General features: G+C 43.0%; 14 protein-coding genes, 1 tRNA gene and 1 pseudogene. 7 read left to right on the top strand and 9 right to left on the bottom strand.

The features are described 5' to 3' along the window. Window positions 1-25 precede the first annotated feature (25 nt). From E3K36_09555 to E3K36_09540, 4 genes are all read right to left on the bottom strand, one after another. Window positions 26-1,360, bottom strand: coding sequence for a S41 family peptidase (locus E3K36_09555; protein MCF6155481.1), 1,335 nt, complete (start codon window positions 1,358-1,360; stop codon window positions 26-28). Next, complete coding sequence (locus tag E3K36_09550; GenBank protein MCF6155480.1) at window positions 1,357-2,301, bottom strand: transketolase family protein; 945 nt, start codon at window positions 2,299-2,301, stop codon at window positions 1,357-1,359. Before E3K36_09550 ends, E3K36_09555 begins: the two co-directional genes overlap by 4 nt. Before the next feature lie 185 nt (window positions 2,302-2,486). Then, on the bottom strand, window positions 2,487-3,314 hold the full coding sequence (locus E3K36_09545) for a transketolase (protein MCF6155479.1): 828 nt from the start codon (window positions 3,312-3,314) through the stop codon (window positions 2,487-2,489). A 218-nt stretch (window positions 3,315-3,532) separates the two neighbouring features. Further along, window positions 3,533-3,608 (bottom strand) — tRNA-Phe (locus E3K36_09540). Window positions 3,609-3,877: 269 nt separating this feature from the next. Between E3K36_09540 and E3K36_09535 the strand changes: the two genes are divergently transcribed. Further along, window positions 3,878-4,294 (top strand): carboxypeptidase regulatory-like domain-containing protein, encoded by a 417-nt coding sequence (locus E3K36_09535; protein ID MCF6155478.1) that lies wholly within the window; start codon window positions 3,878-3,880, stop codon window positions 4,292-4,294. Between the two features lie 15 nt (window positions 4,295-4,309). On the opposite strand, the gene E3K36_09530 is transcribed toward E3K36_09535, so the two are convergent. Both E3K36_09530 and E3K36_09525 read right to left on the bottom strand, forming a co-directional pair. After that, a complete protein-coding gene (locus E3K36_09530; GenBank protein MCF6155477.1) occupies window positions 4,310-4,522 on the bottom strand; it encodes a hypothetical protein in 213 nt (70 codons plus the stop codon). A gap of 326 nt (window positions 4,523-4,848) precedes the next feature. Continuing rightward, window positions 4,849-5,055 (bottom strand): DUF433 domain-containing protein, encoded by a 207-nt coding sequence (locus E3K36_09525; protein ID MCF6155476.1) that lies wholly within the window; start codon window positions 5,053-5,055, stop codon window positions 4,849-4,851. Window positions 5,056-5,178: 123 nt separating this feature from the next. On the opposite strand from E3K36_09525, the pseudogene E3K36_09520 reads away from it, so the two are divergent. Continuing rightward, window positions 5,179-5,420: pseudogene (locus E3K36_09520) on the top strand (DUF433 domain-containing protein). Window positions 5,421-5,554: 134 nt separating this feature from the next. Here E3K36_09520 and surE read toward each other — a convergent pair. Together surE and E3K36_09510 are read right to left on the bottom strand one after the other, a co-directional pair. Then, a complete protein-coding gene (gene surE / locus E3K36_09515) occupies window positions 5,555-6,325 on the bottom strand; it encodes a 5'/3'-nucleotidase SurE (protein ID MCF6155475.1) in 771 nt (256 codons plus the stop codon). Window positions 6,326-6,330: 5 nt separating this feature from the next. Beyond that, on the bottom strand, window positions 6,331-7,023 hold the full coding sequence (locus tag E3K36_09510) for a glycosyltransferase (GenBank protein MCF6155474.1): 693 nt from the start codon (window positions 7,021-7,023) through the stop codon (window positions 6,331-6,333). Between the two features lie 387 nt (window positions 7,024-7,410). On the opposite strand from E3K36_09510, the gene leuB reads away from it, so the two are divergent. Beyond that, the gene (gene leuB / locus E3K36_09505; protein ID MCF6155473.1) at window positions 7,411-8,529 is read left to right on the top strand and encodes a 3-isopropylmalate dehydrogenase; all 1,119 of its coding nucleotides are present in this window, start codon (window positions 7,411-7,413) and stop codon (window positions 8,527-8,529) included. A 111-nt stretch (window positions 8,530-8,640) separates the two neighbouring features. Here the strand turns inward: leuB and sppA are convergent, their stop codons facing one another. Beyond that, entirely contained in the window at window positions 8,641-9,630 is a 990-nt protein-coding gene (gene sppA, locus E3K36_09500; GenBank protein ID MCF6155472.1) for a signal peptide peptidase SppA, read from the bottom strand. Between the two features lie 355 nt (window positions 9,631-9,985). On the opposite strand from sppA, the gene groL reads away from it, so the two are divergent. From groL to E3K36_09480, 4 genes are all read left to right on the top strand, one after another. Next, entirely contained in the window at window positions 9,986-11,623 is a 1,638-nt protein-coding gene (groL, locus tag E3K36_09495; protein MCF6155471.1) for a chaperonin GroEL, read from the top strand. 344 nt (window positions 11,624-11,967) lie between these two features. After that, entirely contained in the window at window positions 11,968-12,444 is a 477-nt protein-coding gene (locus E3K36_09490; protein MCF6155470.1) for an Hsp20/alpha crystallin family protein, read from the top strand. A 38-nt stretch (window positions 12,445-12,482) separates the two neighbouring features. Further along, window positions 12,483-14,927 carry an endopeptidase La gene (lon, locus tag E3K36_09485; protein MCF6155469.1) on the top strand — a complete coding sequence of 815 codons (2,445 nt, stop codon included), beginning with the start codon at window positions 12,483-12,485 and terminating at the stop codon, window positions 14,925-14,927. Window positions 14,928-15,026: 99 nt separating this feature from the next. Further along, a complete protein-coding gene (locus E3K36_09480) occupies window positions 15,027-16,064 on the top strand; it encodes an N-acetyl-gamma-glutamyl-phosphate reductase (protein ID MCF6155468.1) in 1,038 nt (345 codons plus the stop codon). Window positions 16,065-16,089 lie beyond the last annotated feature (25 nt).

Genomic DNA, 16,089 nt, shown 5'->3' with positions numbered 1-16,089 from the left:
CACGTGAACTACAATTTTAATTTTTTTAATGAGTGCGCATACTCTTCGCATAAACCTCAATGCCTTTCAGAATATCAATTGCTCTTTTGAGCTGGATATCTTCATATTTTGGCGTTTCTTTTCCCTCAGTGAGATCTTTGTGAACTGCATCCTTCTTCTTAACTTCATTCATTTTGCTCTCAATGTTTAACGTGGCTAAATGCTCGTGCAGTGCCTTTATTTCCGCAAAATTGAGTGGTACCTGTATATCAGGTTCAATCCCTTTTTCATGGATACAAACTCCGGAAGGGGTATAATACCGTGCGGTCGTCAATTTTAAAGCAGCCTTTCCATCTCCCACGGGAATCAGGCTTTGAACAGACCCTTTGCCAAATGTCTTAACACCCAGCAGTAATCCCCGTTTGTGGTCTTTCAGTGCACCCGCAACAATTTCTGAGGCGCTTGCACTTCCATTATTTACCAATACTACCATTGGGAAATTGGGATACGTTCCCTTCTTCCGGGCGTGGTATATATAATTCTGTGTCTTATCTCTCCCACGTGTGGAAACAATTATACCCTTTTCAAGGAATTTATCGGCCATATCTACAGCGGCGTTTAATAATCCGCCAGGATTAAATCTCAAATCCAGTATCAAACTTTTCATGCCTTTTTTCAACAAATCCTGGATAGCTATATCCATGTCCTTTGTGGTATTTTCCTGAAAATTCGATACGGCAAGGTAACCGATCTTATACTCATCATCCGCTATTCTGGCACCCCGGATGCTGTTTACATAAATTTTCGCACGTTCGATGGTAATATCTACAGGTGCTGTATCGCCTTCGTGAACAACAGTCAGGGTAATCTTTGTCCCTAACTTTCCCCGAAGCTTTTTTATTGCTTCACGAATACTCATGTTTTCCGTAGATTCGCCATCGATTTTGATGATTCGGTCACCCACCAAAATTCCGGCTTTAAATGCAGGAGAATCGAGCAGGGGGGTAATCACTATTAACAATCCATCTTTAATGATTACTTCGATTCCCAGTCCTTCAAACTCTCCCTCCGTTTCAATTTTGAGATCTTCTAACTCTTCGGGGCTAAAATATTGACTGTAAGGATCAAGCCCGGAAAGCATCCCGCAGTATGCATTTACGAGGATTGTGTTCAGCTGTATTTCTTCGACATATTTGTCTTGTAATTCCTTTACGACTTTAATAAGCTCTTCAAACTCCTCATAAATGCTTTCACTGGTCGGCTTAACCTGTTCTTTTCCCTCAACCTGAGGTTTTTCGGGAGGTTTGTCCTGCCCAAACGAAATCGCTCTCAGTGCTGTGAGGGTTATAAATAAGAAAAAGATGCATATCCTTTTTTTCATTTTTTCTTTCGCTCTATGGCTCGTTTTGCTGCCAGAACAATATCTTCCGGTAAGAGGTGGTATTCTTTGAAGAGGATATCGGGTTCTCCCGATTGGCCAAAACGATTATCGATGCCGACCATCTCGATAGGTACAGGGTAGGTTCGTGCTAATATCGACGCAACCGCACTGCCCAAACCACCGTCCAGTACATGCTGTTCTGCAGTTACCACGGCCTTCGATTGTTTTGCTGCATTTTCCAGTATTTCCCGATCTATTGGTTTTACCGTGTGCATATTGACTACCGTTGCCTTAATTCCCTCCTCTGATAGCATGTCGGCTGCTGCAAGTGAGTGTACCACCAATGCCCCACAGGCGATAATCGCCACATCCTCTCCCGTTCTGAGGATATTTGCCCTTCCAATGGTGTAAGGGTCTTCTTTTTTAGTAATTATGGGCACGGCAGCCCTACCCAACCGGATATAGAGTGGACCTTTATAGTCTACAGCCGCCAGAATGGTCTTTCTTGTTTCAACTGCATCACACGGTTCAACAACCGCCATAGTTGGAATTGTTCGCATCAGGGAGATATCTTCTATACATTGATGTGATGCACCGTCAGGTCCAACTGATACACCGCTATGGGTGGCAACAATTTTTACATTTAGTCCACTGTAACAGATCGTATTTCTAATCTGCTCCCATGCCCGGCCTGTTGCAAAGATGCTAAAACTGCTCACAAAAGGAATCTTTCCGCACGTTGCCAACCCCGCAGCCGTATTCATCATATTGGCCTCAGCAACTCCCATATTAAAGAACCGTTCGGGATATTTTTTGCCAAATTTGGCTGTTGTCGTGGACTTTGAGAGGTCAGCATCCAGAACCACGATGTCTTTGTTTTTTTCTCCAAGCTCTAACAGTGCGTCACCATATGCCTGACGCGTGGCTACCATTTCAGTCATTGGATATTTCCATTAATTTGTTTTATCTTTTCTTTTTATTCTTTGCGGTGAATTATACACAGCGTCATTAATCAAATACCAATATGTCATTCCCGCAAAAGCGGGAATCCAGAAAAACAGTGGATTTCGGGTCAAGCCCGGAATGACAGACAGTTGTAAACTTATGTTGTCATGTATATTGCCATTTACTTTAATTCAGCCAGTGCACGTTCTGCCTCTTCTTTCGAAGGGGCCTTCCCATGCCAGTCAACATGATTTTCCATGAAAGACACACCCTTTCCTTTCACAGTTTTCGCCACAATGACGGTTGGCCGTCCCTTAATCTTCTCTGCCTCATCATAAGCGGCCAGGATAGACTCGTAATTATGTCCGTCAATTTCAATCACGTGCCAGCCAAACCCCCGCCATTTATCAGGTATCGGGTGTGATGACATAATCTCATGAATAAACCCATCAATTTGCAGCCCATTTTGATCAAGAATGGCGCAAAGGTTATCCACCTTGTAATGGCTTGCGGCCATCGCAGCTTCCCACACTTGCCCCTCCTCGATTTCTCCGTCGCCCAACATGACGTACGTTCGATAATCCTTTTTATCCAATTTTGCGGCCAAGGCAATCCCAAGACCGACAGAAAGACCCTGTCCCAGCGATCCACCGGATACCTCAATGCCCGGAGTTGTTTTCATACAGGGGTGTCCCTGGAGGGTGCTGCCGAACTGTCTCAGTGTATCAAGCATGGCTGTATCGAAATAGCCCATTTCAGCAAGTATGGCATAGAGCGAAGGACATGCGTGACCTTTCGACAAAATAAATCTATCCCTATCTGGCCATCGAGGGGACTGTGGATTGTGCCGTAATTTGTTATAAAAAAGAGCAACCAGCAGATCTACCGTTGATAGTGAACTTCCAGGATGCCCGGAGCCTGCCTTCGTTAGCATCCGTATGATATGCCTCCGAATAACCTTTGCACGCTCTTCTAAGGATTTCGTATCTAATCGCTTCAAATTCATCATAATCGTATTATTACCAGGGGAAAATAAAATATTCCAGGACTACGTTGTTTTTTTTAATAAAGTAATATTTATAAACTGGACATCGAGCAAGTTATCTAATTATCGGGAAATGGATAAAAAGGCAGGGAATTATAAGGTCTTGGACAATTGTTCAATGATTGATTTGCGGTCACGAAACTTCGACTTTTCTTGTTCTAAACACATATCAGGGTAGTAAGTGGTGGGCAGAGCCGGGATCGAACCGGCGACACCAGGATTTTCAGTCCTGTGCTCTACCAACTGAGCTATCTGCCCATATTTTTCAATCAGTCATTAGACTATTCTTACGCCACCAGACACAAAGTCTCACAAAGAAAAATCCTGATGTCTTCGTGGCAAACTTGAATTTTATTATAGAATTGAAATAGAGACAAGTCAAGGTTTTTTATTGACTCTCTTGGTAATACGTATAATATTACTTTTATTAGAAATTACCTTAGTGCAGCATAACCGCAACCAGAAAGAGTTATTCGGCGCTGAATAACAATATTAATATTTGTTTTTTTGACAAATAGGAGGTTACCATGTTTAAAAACATTACGTTATCTTTATGCCTTATCATGGCCAGTGCATATGTATTTTCTTACAACACGATAAACGCCCAAACACCTACCCCTACTTTAGTACCTACACCCATTTCAAAAGGTAGTGTATCCGGTACAGTAACAGCCAAAAAATCCGGCAAGCCGGTTAAGCGTGCAAAAGTTTCTTTAAAAAGCAAGGAACTGGATTTCAAGGACAAAACCATTACTGATAGTGACGGTAAATATCTATTTTCAGATTTAAGTGCTGGTAATTATATTTTGAAGGTAAAAAAGCAGGGCTTCAAGAATGCAAAAAAGAAAATCGAACTTGCAGAAGGGGAAAATGAGATAGCCGATGTCCAACTAAAAAAAGAGACTGGCGGTGGTGGTGATGGAGATGGAGATGGTGGATACTAAAAATATGGAAACAGTTTAGTTTTTTGAAAGATGAGTTGTGCTTTTTAAGTCCCTATAGGGACGTGAGGTAATAGGCAGGCAATTTATTGCCTGTATTTTTATCAAATAGAAATACAGTCCCGTAGGGACGATTGAGACGATTTTGTATCCATAATCTTCATTCACCCCTACAGGGTTTATTTTTATCTTTCCATTAACACAGGCAATAAATTGCCTGCCTATGAGCAATTTGCCCCTCCGGGGCGAAATCAGCACAAGGCTTTGCCTTGATAGTTTTTCAAAAAACTAAAGTGTTACAAAATATGATTAACTTGTGCCTATGACCCTACTCCTCTAGGTAACTTCCAAAAAACCGTGAAATTTACGGCTTTCTTTTAATTTTATATTCTAAATAACTTAGAAAGAGAGGTAGAGTAAGAATGGCAACCTGTGCTCGGTGTGATGGTAATGGAACAGTTAAATGTGAAACCTGTAACGGATCAGGTAGTATTCATTCTTTCTTAGAGGCATTTACTGGAGGAGAAGCATGGCACGAATGTAGTAAATGCGATGGATCAGGTGAGGTAGATAGCATAATCCAGACATGCAATAATATGCTCATTTTTAAGGTCCGGGAACTCTGCGATCATTTCCTTCCTGCTGTATTCCGCTGCAAGATAGCCTAGAATAAGGTTTACGGGAATTCTTGTACCCTTGAAATGCGGTTTGCCATGAAGCACATCAGAAGTGCTTATGATATAATCTTTCCAATTTACTTTCATTTTATCCCTCATATAATAAAGCTTTTAGACAATTTGCCGGTTGCGCAAACATCGTAAAATTGATAGTATATCCGCAGTGCATATGAACAGATTCATATGAAAGGAGACAAAATAATGACAAATATAGATTGGAGAAAATACATACATTCAGATCCAGAAGTTTTGCTTGGCAAGCCCGTCGTTAAAGGAACGCGAATGTCAGTGGAATTTATTTTAGGGTTTTTGCCGAGGGATGGACAGAACTACAGGTCATGGAAAACTATCCAACGTTAACAAAAGAGAGTATACGCGCTGTTTTTGCTTTTGCTACCGAATGTATGCGTGAAGAATCCCTATACGCGATTCCAATAGAGACAATTAAATGAATTTTCTTGCAAACGAGAATTTTCCAGTCTTCAAAATTGATTTTTATCTTGGTAAATATGCTTCAATTTACTTTTCATGAGCACGACTATTCCCGGATTTTTCAAGTCTTAAGGCGAGCCCGGTTTCACCAAACTTACGACACGATGCCTTTCCAGTCCCACTCCACAACCTTTTTTTGCATGGTGTAATCTGTCAGGTCATAACGGAGAGGGGTAATAGAGATATAGCCTTCATTGACGGCATTAATATCCGTGTCTTCCTCACGGTGGAGGGCCTTGTCTGTGCCTATTAACCAGTAATAGGCCTTTCCACCCGGGTCTATACGTTTCTCAAAGTTTTCTTTAAAATCATGGGCAAATTGTCGTGTTACCTTTATTCCTTTGATTTGATCCGGGGGAATTGAGGGGATATTTACATTGAGTAACGACCCTGCAGGCAACTTATGCGTTAGAATGCGTTCTATGACGCTCCTTGCAACCTTTGCTGCGCCATGGATGTCAGCATATTGGCCAGAAATCTCGAATGAAATGGCGATGGAGGGAAATCCCATGATGGCAGCCTCAACTGCGGCAGCCACTGTTCCGGAATACAGGATATGGATACCCACATTGGAACCCATGTTGATGCCTGATATGACTACATCTGGCTTCTGTTTCATGACCTCATAAATGGCCAGTTTTACACAATCGGCCGGAGAACCGTTCACACTGTAACCAAGAAATTCATTGTCTAAATGTGCCTCTCTGATTCGTAATGGATGACTGAAGGTAATGGAGTGTCCAACCCCACTCTGTTCGACATCAGGAGCCACCACGGTAATTTGGCCAAGGTCCTGGATGGTATGCTTCAGGGCATCAATTCCGGGGGCATAGATGCCGTCGTCATTTGTCAGCAATATCTGCATATTTTTTACCTCACGTCGTCGTAAAAACGTTTAATGGTTTGTATATTCACACCAGCCCAATAGGCCAGAACCACGCACTTATTAATCAACAACTGTCTTATTACACCTTTCTTGACGAATCGTCTTGCCGAAGAAATCACCGGCATCCGTATAAGGATAACCTTACCCTGGTTCCCTAGCCTTTTATAAAAATCATAGTCTTCCATAATGGGTATTTCTTTGTATCCGCGGAGTGTTTGAAAGACTTCCCGCCGCACAAAGATACCCTGATCACCAAAATGAAAGAGTCTGAAGTTAAAGCGTGTGATAAAAGAAACACCTTTTAGTATAAAGGTATCTGTGTCAAACGCAATAAAAAATGAACCTCCTGCTACCGTATCATCTTTCATCCTTTTTCGTATCTCACGGAAGGCGTTGCCCGGCAGAATTGTATCGGCGTGTAAGAATAATAGAATGTCACCGCTGCATGCTCTTGCCCCCGTGTTCATTTGAATTGCCCGGCCACGTTTGCTGTTTATCACCATGGTGTATCTTTTGGCGATAGTGGCTGTATTATCGCTGCTGCCTCCGTCTACTACAAAGAATTCATAATCACCGTCCTGTTTTGTAATGCTTTGAAGTGTTTTTTCAATGTGGGATTCTTCGTTTAGTGTGGGAATAACAACCGATATCTTCAATGAAGTGCCTCTTATTATAATTTGTAATAGTTATTGTCAATCGAACGGGCGCAGAAAACGCTGAAAAGTGATGGGTGACATGCGACGTGCGACACGATACCCGTCGTCTTCCACTCGTTCTTTGCGACCTTTGCGACTCTGCGGTGATCCGACTATTTGTGTAATTTTAGCCATTTCGTATGCAGAATCAATAATAAATAGAAGTAGATTCTTCTGAAAAAGAAAGGTAAAATCATTCCTTATTTTGGACACAGATGAACGCGTACTTCGTCGTGAGCGATCAGTCGAACGATTGACAGGTTTGTAGGGGACAATGCTCCGTGCCCCAGTTGTATGTATCTGCATAAATTTGCGTCCTGATTTAAACAATTTACCTATAGAGATTATGGATTATACGGAGATGAATAAATGAAAAAATGCATTGCTGTACTGGCCGGAGATGGGATCGGGCCTGAAATAATGAAGGAAGGACGAAAGGTGTTGGATGCCGTTGCGAAGAAATTTGGCCATACCTTTGAATATAAAGAGGCATTAGTAGGAGGGTGCGCTTATGATGAATATGGTCATCCATTGCCGGATGAAACAAAAAAGGTATGTGATAATGCAGATGCTATTTATTTCGGTGCAGTGGGTGGGCCAAAATGGGAGAACTTGCCCGCAGAATTAACCCCTGAAGGGGGGGCATTGTTGCCCTTAAGGGGTATTTATGGCTTGTTTGCAAACCTGCGTCCGGCTGTAATCTTCGGCCCATTGGCAGACGCGGCATCCCTGAAATCAGAACGCCTGAAAGGGGGGTTGGATATTCTGATTGTGCGGGAATTGACAGGGGGGGTGTATTTCGGTAAGAACAAGGTCAAGTCACTTACCTTGAAGGAAGGGGCTGTTCAGGGGGATTACGCCGTGGATTATATGATCTATTCTGTACCAGAGATTCTGAGGATTACGAAAGTTGCCTGCGAGGCGGCTATGAAACGCAATAAGAGGCTAACCTCTGTTGATAAGGCAAACGTCCTGGAAAGCTCAAAACTCTGGAGAAAGGTGGTTGTTGACTACGTTCTGAAAAATTATCCACAAATTCAGCTTAATCACATGTACGTGGACAATGCCGCCATGCAACTGGCAACAAACCCGAAACAATTTGATGTGATTGTTACCGAGAATATGTTTGGAGACATCCTGTCAGACCTGGCATCGGCCATTACCGGCTCTATTGGCATGCTTCCCAGCGCCAGCCTCTCAGAGACGGGTTTTGGGCTCTTTGAACCTATCCACGGTTCAGCACCAGATATTGCAGGACAAGATAAAGCCAACCCATTAGCCCAAATCTTGTCTGGAGCCATGATGTTGAAATATGCCTTCGGTCTTCGTGAAGAATCAAATGCCATTGAACAGGCTATTATGGCTGTATTGGAAGATGGGTATCGAACGGGTGATATTGCCAGTGCCAATACCCCAAAAGACAAAATACTCCCGACCTCCGGAATGGGAGATAAGGTGGTGGGGTATTTACATAAGCTTAAATCCTAGCAGGATGCTATCTCAAAACTACCGGAAAAATGCAAAATGAAAAGTGAAAATTGAAAAACACAAAATAAAAGTCGGTAGTTTTGCATTTTGTATTTTGATATTTTCATTATCTTATGGTGCCCATAGGTACATAAACGACGGCGTGCCTGAATTAACGAATGATTTTAGGTCGATGTTCAGAAGGTTAATGGCGCCAAAACCTGCATTGCTGAGTTGGGAATAAATATTGTTCTTGTAAACTCCGGGCCTATGGTATGTGACAACCCGTGCCTCTGTTAGCCCTGCTTCCTCCTTTGCCAGTAAAATGGCTTCATCGAGGTATCCAATCTGATCAATGAGACCATATTCCAATGCCTGTCGGGCGGTATAAATCCTGCCATCGGCAAGGAATCTCAGTTTTTCAGGGGTTAGTTTCTTCCTGTTTTCCGCAATGACTGCCAAAAACCTCTCGTACAGGGTATCCATTACGCCTTGAAATATCCTTCGTTCCTCCTCTGTCATCGTTTTTAAGGGTGAACCCATATCCTTGTATTCACCCGTTTTAATGGAGGTGTCCTTCACGCCGATTTTTTGCAGAAGCCCTTCAACACTAAGATTGATCATAATAACACCGATGCTGCCGGTAACCGTGGTTGGGTGTGCTATAATTTTGTCAGCAGAAACGGTCACGTAATAACCACCCGATGCCCCTAAATCCATGATACATGCAATAATTTTAATATTGGTTGTTTTCTTAAATTGCTCTATCTCATGATAAATCATATCTGAGGCGGTAACTGTGCCACCCGGGCTATTGATACGCAGGATAATGGCCTTCATGTTTTTGTCTCTGGTTGCCGTCTTCAGCTCTTCTTTGATACGGGCAACCATATCCGGTTCTTCCGAAAGCCCTGCAAGGCCTCGCCTTCTTTCTTCTGAAATAATGCCGGAAACATCGATCATGAGTATCTTGTCTTTTCCACTCCCAGATACCGTTGTTTCCTTGAGTGGTTCGACAGATGGGGCCAGGGAAATAGATATGAAACTACAGCCTGAAGAAAAAAACAGGCAAAAAATAAAAAGAGTGATATGGGAAAAATATTTGTTTTTCATGGTGATTATTGTATATGAAATATCTTCAGTAATAAAGAATAAATAAATTTGCGACGGCTTTATTTCTTTGAAAGAAATTTCAAATACACCTCACCAAAAAACCTCCTGTCAGTTTGGCATACAATTCATAGGTGTTTCAATAAGGCCACCGCCATAATGGCATGTCTGCACAGCAAAGGGTTTTTCGTATTTTCCATTTTCCTGGTATGTGGACTTTATTTCATTGATACACAAGAAGTTAGCATTTGGAGGATAATGTCGGCCGGGGGCGATATAATATGAATAAATCGGCATCAGTTTTGCTCATTGCCCATACGTCAACAGTATTTATTAGCGGTAGAAAAATTTTGGAGGATACGTAGATATGTCGGCAAAAAAGATTATATTTGATCATGATGCATTGGAAACCGTTAAGCTTGGCGTAAAACAACTGGCGGATGCAGTAAAGATTACACTGGGACCGAGGGGACGCAATGTCGTTATCCAAAAAAGCTTTGGTTCTCCCACCATTACAAAAGACGGAGTTACCGTTGCGAAGGAAATTGAACTTTCAGACCATATGCAAAATATTGGTGCGCAAATGGTAAAATCCGTTGCATCCAAAACCAGCGACGTTGCGGGTGACGGTACCACAACTGCTACCGTACTTGCAGAAGCCATATTTGTTGAAGGATTAAAAAATGTTACGGCTGGCGCTAATGCGATGGCACTCAAGCGCGGCGTTGATAAGGCCGTTGAAGCTGTGGTCAAAAAGTTGAAGGAAATGAGTATTCCTACGAAAGGGCGAAAGGAGATTGAGCAGGTAGCCACAGTGGCCTCGAATTACGACACTGAAATTGGAAAGATTATTGCTGATGCCATGGAAAAGGTTGGAAAGGACGGAGTTATAACGGTGGAAGAAGGCAAAAGCCTGCAAACCGAAGCGAAATGGATTGAAGGCCTGCAGTTTGATAAAGGCTATCTATCACCGTATTTTGTTACGAATCCAAATACGATGCAATGCATGCTGGAAGACCCCTATATTTTAATCCATGAGAAAAAAATTACTACCGCCAAGGTATTGGTACCTATACTGGAAAAAGTTTCTCAAACGGGAAAAGCACTTTTAATTATTGCTGAAGACATAGAAGGGGAGGCATTAACTCTTTTAGTTGTTAATAAACTGCGTGGAGCTTTAAAATGCTCAGCAGTAAAGGCACCGGGGTTTGGAGATAAGCGCAAGGCCATGTTAGAGGATATTGCTATCCTTACTGGTGGTCAGGCGGTCTTTGAAGACCTTGGTATTAATATGGAGTCTATCCAGCTCAAAGATCTTGGCCGGGCAAAGAAAGTTGAGATCGATAAAGAAAATACGATCATTATTGAAGGGGCAGGGGAAAGCAAAAAGATAAAAGCCCGCATTGAACAGATCAAAAAGGAGATTTCAATAACAACTTCAGATTATGACCGCGAAAAGCTTCAGGAAAGGTTGGCAAAGATGGCTGGTGGTGTGGTGCAAATTAATGTGGGCGCTGCTACTGAAAGCGAGATGAAGGAAAAAAAAGCGCGAGTGGAAGACGCCCTGCATGCAACCCGTGCTGCTGTTGAAGAAGGCATCCTCCCTGGTGGAGGTGTGGCACTTTTAAGGTGCCTCCCGGCCCTGGATGCACTTAAGCTATCCGGAGATGAAGCCGTGGGCATTGATATTGTACGCAGGGCGCTAAGGGCACCCTTACGACAGATTGCTACAAATGCAGGAGTGAGCGCTGCCATAATTGTACAGAAAGTGGAAAGCGCAAAAGGGAACGAAGGTTATGATGCCAGTGCGGATCGATATTGTGATATGGTAAGTGAAGGCATAATTGATCCGACAAAGGTAGTAAGAACGGCACTGCAAAATGCAGCCAGCATATCCACTTTGCTTCTCACAACAGATGCCATTGTAGGTAAGATACCTGAAAAGAAGAAGATGCCTCCCATGCCGCCGGGTGGAGGATACGGTGGGTACGGAGATATGTATTAATAATGAATCGGGAAAATCCCTAAGCGTTTATAACTAAATTTAACAATTTTTTTAAAAAACCCCGCATGTATGCGGGGTTTTTTATTGGTGACTTCGTAATTTCTCTATCTTCTTGCACGTATCAAAAGTTTGATAAATTGAAACCTCTTGCACTTGAAAATAAAAATTGTTATAGTAATTCTGGTTTCCATTTGGCAATACCTTTAAATATATGGTCTTTCCGATTGGGGTAAGGAATCTCTGCCGTTTTAAACAGTAAGATTTTTCCCTTCGGTTGAAATGGCATTCTTTTTTGTCTTACTGGTTTCATCCTTTTGTGCCAGTTTATTGGCATTCATAAAAATATGGAGGCGGATAGGTTAAAGATGTCGGCGAATTATAACAGTATTCATTACAAAGCTGATGCAAAAGAGAATAAATTGGAAAAGCTCTTTGCAGAATTTTTTGCCTTTAACAAAAATATTCCTACCAATTCTTCAACGCCATGGCAACCTCCTACTGACGTTTATGAAACTCCCAATGAAGTGGTAGTAACGATGTCCTTGCCTGGCACTAAATCAGAGGATATTCGTGTTTCCTTTTTAGACGAAGTCCTTACCATCAGTGGATTTATAAGGGATACTGCACCACATGAAAAGATATGCTTTTATCAGGTAGAAATCCGTTACGGGTACTTCGAGAGGAGTATATTCATTCCGAAACCCATTGATATGGACAATATACAAGCCACGTATAAGGATGGCTTTCTGCAAGTCATTTTACCTAAGGCGCAGCAACAATCATCTCAAAAGTTTTCAATAAAAATTAATTTTCATCAATAAGTTCATGGTAATTATTTTCTGAAACGGTGTATGATTATATGGCAGATAATGAAGGCAAAGACCCATCAGAAGCTAAAGTCACGTTAAACCTGGAATCTGGATCAGCCGAAGAGAACAAGCCAGAGAAGCTAAAGATACCAAAGGAAATGCCAGTCCTTCCCGTTAAGGATACTGTGGTTTTCCCCGGTATGGTAGCTGCCCTCAGCGTTGTTACGGAAAGAGATATTAAACTTTTGAATCATGTCCTTGCAGCGAACCGATTTCTGGCGCTTGTGGCACAAAAAGACAAAGATCTCAAGGTTGTAAAGCAATCGGATCTGCATGATTATGCCACAGCGGCTGTTGTGCTCCAGATGCTTCGTATGCCCGATAACTCTGCGAAGATGCTGGTGCAAGGTGTCAGCAGAATCAAAATCGATGAATATATCCAAACAGAACCTTATTTTAAGGCCCAGGTGACCGTTCTGGAAGATATTATTGAGAATGATATGGAGACTGAGGCACTGGCAAGAAATGCTGCGGATCAGTTTATTCGTATGATATCCATGGCGCCATCCTTACCCGAAGAGCTGAAAATAGCAATTGTCAACATTGACAGCCCAAGCCGTTTGGCAGACATGATTGCATCCCACCTGAATATTGGCGTAGCGGAAAAACAACAAGTACTTGAAGCAATCAATGTGAAGGCCAGATTACAGAAGATAACTGCCTTTATCACGAGCGAAATGGAAGTGCTGGAGATGGCCACAAAGATACAGTCCCAGGTGAAAAGTGAGATGGAAAAGGGGCAAAGGGAATATTATCTGAGGCAGCAACTGAAGGCGATCCAGGAAGAATTGGGCGAGGGAGACGAGCGTGCCGTTGAGGTCAAAGAACTGACCAAGAAGATTGAAGAGGCGAAAATGCCTCCTGAAGCTAAAAAAGAAGCCGAGAGGGAATTAAGCCGGCTCGTCAAAATGCCCTCTGCCTCTGCAGAATATACAGTTTCCAGGACTTATCTCGACCTGCTGGTTGCTCTCCCATGGGCAATTACCACAACTGATAACCTGGACATCCAGGCGGCCCGTAAGGTATTGGATGAAGACCATTACGACCTGGAAAAGGTCAAAGACAGGATTCTGGAATATCTCGCAGTCCGAAAATTAAAACAGGACATGAAGGGCCCCATCTTGTGTTTCGTAGGTCCACCTGGCACCGGAAAGACTTCTGTGGGGATGTCGATTGCGCGTGCCATCGGTCGAAAATTTGTGCGTATGTCACTTGGAGGAGTAAGAGACGAGGCTGAGATTCGCGGCCACCGGCGTACATACATAGGTGCATTACCCGGGCGTATTATTCAAGGTCTGCGAAAGGTGGGTTCCAATAATCCGGTATTCATGCTGGATGAGATTGATAAACTGGGTGCTGATTTTCGAGGCGACCCCTCGGCGGCGCTGCTTGAGGTTTTAGACCCTGAACAAAATCACTCATTCTCAGACCATTATCTCGATGTACCATTCGATCTTTCCAAGGTAATGTTCATTACCACAGCAAATCTCCTGGATCCCATCCCTCCTGCGCTTAAGGACCGAATGGAGGTACTGGAACTTCCCGGATACACAGCCGATGAAAAGGTATTTATCGCAAAACAGTTTACAATACCAAAGCAATTGAAGGAACATGGACTCACGAAAGAACAGATTACCATTGTGGATGATGCCATCAAAACCATTATCAGTGATTATACCCGTGAGGCTGGCATCCGTAATCTCGAACGTGAAATTGCCCATGTTTGCCGGAAGGTGGCCAAAGACATTGCTTCAGGAGAAAAAAAGTCTGTGACCGTAACGGCTGATATGTTGTACAATTTGTTAGGCCCCATCAAATTTTTCTCAGAAGCCGCGGAAAGGACCTCGGAAGCCGGTGTAGCAACGGGTCTTGCCTGGACACAGGCTGGCGGTGACATCCTTTTTATTGAGGCTACTCTCATGCCTGGCACGGGAAAACTCTTGCTGACAGGGCAACTGGGTGACATCATGAAGGAATCGGCCCAGGCTGCGATGAGTTATATTCGGGCCAAATTGACGAGGCTAGGAATCACCTTCAAGGATTTTAATAAATACGATTTTCACATCCACATCCCCGCAGGTGCCATTCCGAAGGATGGGCCTTCTGCAGGTGTAACGATGGCAATGGCACTGATTTCCCTCTTGAAAGAAACACCAATTCTCTCCAACGTAGCCATGACGGGGGAGATTACGTTGCGTGGTCGTGTTCTGCCGGTAGGAGGTATCAAAGAGAAGGTGCTTGCAGCCAAGCGGGCAGGGATCACTACCGTTATCTTGCCTAAACGAAATGAAAAGGATCTGGTGGAAGTGCCGGAAAATGCAAAGAAGGAGATGAACTTCGTATTTGTAGAAAAAGTGGATGAGATGTTGCCGGTCGTTTTCGGACTAAAAGGACCGGAAAAGAAAAAGAAAAGAATTTTTAGCAAGGTTTCATGACACAATTTTCAGACAAATAAAAAACTTTTAAAACCACAGATTACGCAGATAAATAAAAAAAACAGTGTAATCTGTGAAATCTGTGGTTACTCTTAAAATATGTTAAATGTTGGAATCATTGGCGCCACGGCTTATACAAGCCTTGAGCTAATAAAAATTCTTTTACACCATCCGGAGGTAAAAATTTCCTATCTCGGAGTACGCCGAACCGACCGTCCCAGGATATCAGACATATTCCCCATTTTAAAAAACCAGCTTGATTTGCCGTGCGAAACTATTGAGCAGAAAGAAGTTCCTGAAAATATTGATCTCGCCTTTATTACATTACCACCAGCCATCTCTATGCAGTATGTCCCTCTCTTTGTACAAAAGGGCATCAAGGTCATAGATTTCAGTGCCGATTATCGTTTCCGCGACAAATCACTTTACGAAAGGTGGTATAAGACACAGCATATGGATAGCAAGGGTATTGAAACAGCCGTGTATGGCCTTCCGGAACTTTTCAGGGACGAAATTAAAAAAACGAATCTGATAGGCAATCCAGGTTGTTATACGACTGCAACGATATTGGCCCTGGCCCCTTTGCTCATGAAAGGGATCATCTTTTCAGACGATATTATCGTGGATGCCAAGTCAGGTGTGTCTGGACGCGGGCGTGAACCCAGGGAAGATACCCACTATTGCGAATGCAATGAGAACATCGAGGCTTATAGTGTTGGAGGGCATCGCCACAGTCCGGAGATTGAACATATCCTTTCCATTAAGACAAACCAGAAGATATCTATCCAATTTGTCCCTCACCTTGTCCCCATGAATCGTGGCATCCTGTGTACCATCTATGCCAAGCCAAAGCATGAGATGAGGCCAGCGAGTATGATTCTCAGTGACAATGAGGTACACAAACTCTATAAAGAATTTTACGGTAACGAACCCTTTATTCGTTTGAAAGAAGGCCATGAAACACCCAAAACAAAAGACGTAATTTATACCAACTTTTGTGATATAGCCACAAAGGTCACCGAAAACCGCATCGTCGTCCTCTCCGCTATCGACAACCTCATCAAAGGGGCATCCGGCCAGGCCGTGCAGAACATGAATGTGATGTGTGGATTTGATGAGAAGATGGGGCTGTTATAGAATCATCAAGATAAGGAATTTATTG

The organism is Candidatus Brocadia sp. (assembly GCA_021646415.1).
GTDB lineage: Bacteria > Planctomycetota > Brocadiia > Brocadiales > Brocadiaceae > Brocadia.
The sequence above is the reverse complement of the archived record's forward strand: the minus strand, read 5'-3'. Positions and strand labels throughout refer to the sequence as shown.

What these genes read in the sequence shown, in the direction of transcription:
- groL (MCF6155471.1), top strand. Translation starts at nt 9,986, where the DNA reads ATGTCGGCAAAAAAGATTATATTTGATCATGATGCATTGGAAACCGTT.
- surE (MCF6155475.1), bottom strand. Translation starts at nt 6,325, where the DNA reads ATGCAGATATTGCTGACAAATGACGACGGCATCTATGCCCCCGGAATT.
- E3K36_09545 (MCF6155479.1), bottom strand. Translation starts at nt 3,314, where the DNA reads ATGATGAATTTGAAGCGATTAGATACGAAATCCTTAGAAGAGCGTGCA.
- E3K36_09525 (MCF6155476.1), bottom strand. Translation starts at nt 5,055, where the DNA reads ATGAAAGTAAATTGGAAAGATTATATCATAAGCACTTCTGATGTGCTT.
- leuB (MCF6155473.1), top strand. Translation starts at nt 7,411, where the DNA reads ATGAAAAAATGCATTGCTGTACTGGCCGGAGATGGGATCGGGCCTGAA.
- E3K36_09555 (MCF6155481.1), bottom strand. Translation starts at nt 1,360, where the DNA reads ATGAAAAAAAGGATATGCATCTTTTTCTTATTTATAACCCTCACAGCA.
- E3K36_09535 (MCF6155478.1), top strand. Translation starts at nt 3,878, where the DNA reads ATGTTTAAAAACATTACGTTATCTTTATGCCTTATCATGGCCAGTGCA.
- E3K36_09490 (MCF6155470.1), top strand. Translation starts at nt 11,968, where the DNA reads ATGGAGGCGGATAGGTTAAAGATGTCGGCGAATTATAACAGTATTCAT.
- lon (MCF6155469.1), top strand. Translation starts at nt 12,483, where the DNA reads ATGGCAGATAATGAAGGCAAAGACCCATCAGAAGCTAAAGTCACGTTA.
- E3K36_09550 (MCF6155480.1), bottom strand. Translation starts at nt 2,301, where the DNA reads ATGACTGAAATGGTAGCCACGCGTCAGGCATATGGTGACGCACTGTTA.
- E3K36_09480 (MCF6155468.1), top strand. Translation starts at nt 15,027, where the DNA reads ATGTTAAATGTTGGAATCATTGGCGCCACGGCTTATACAAGCCTTGAG.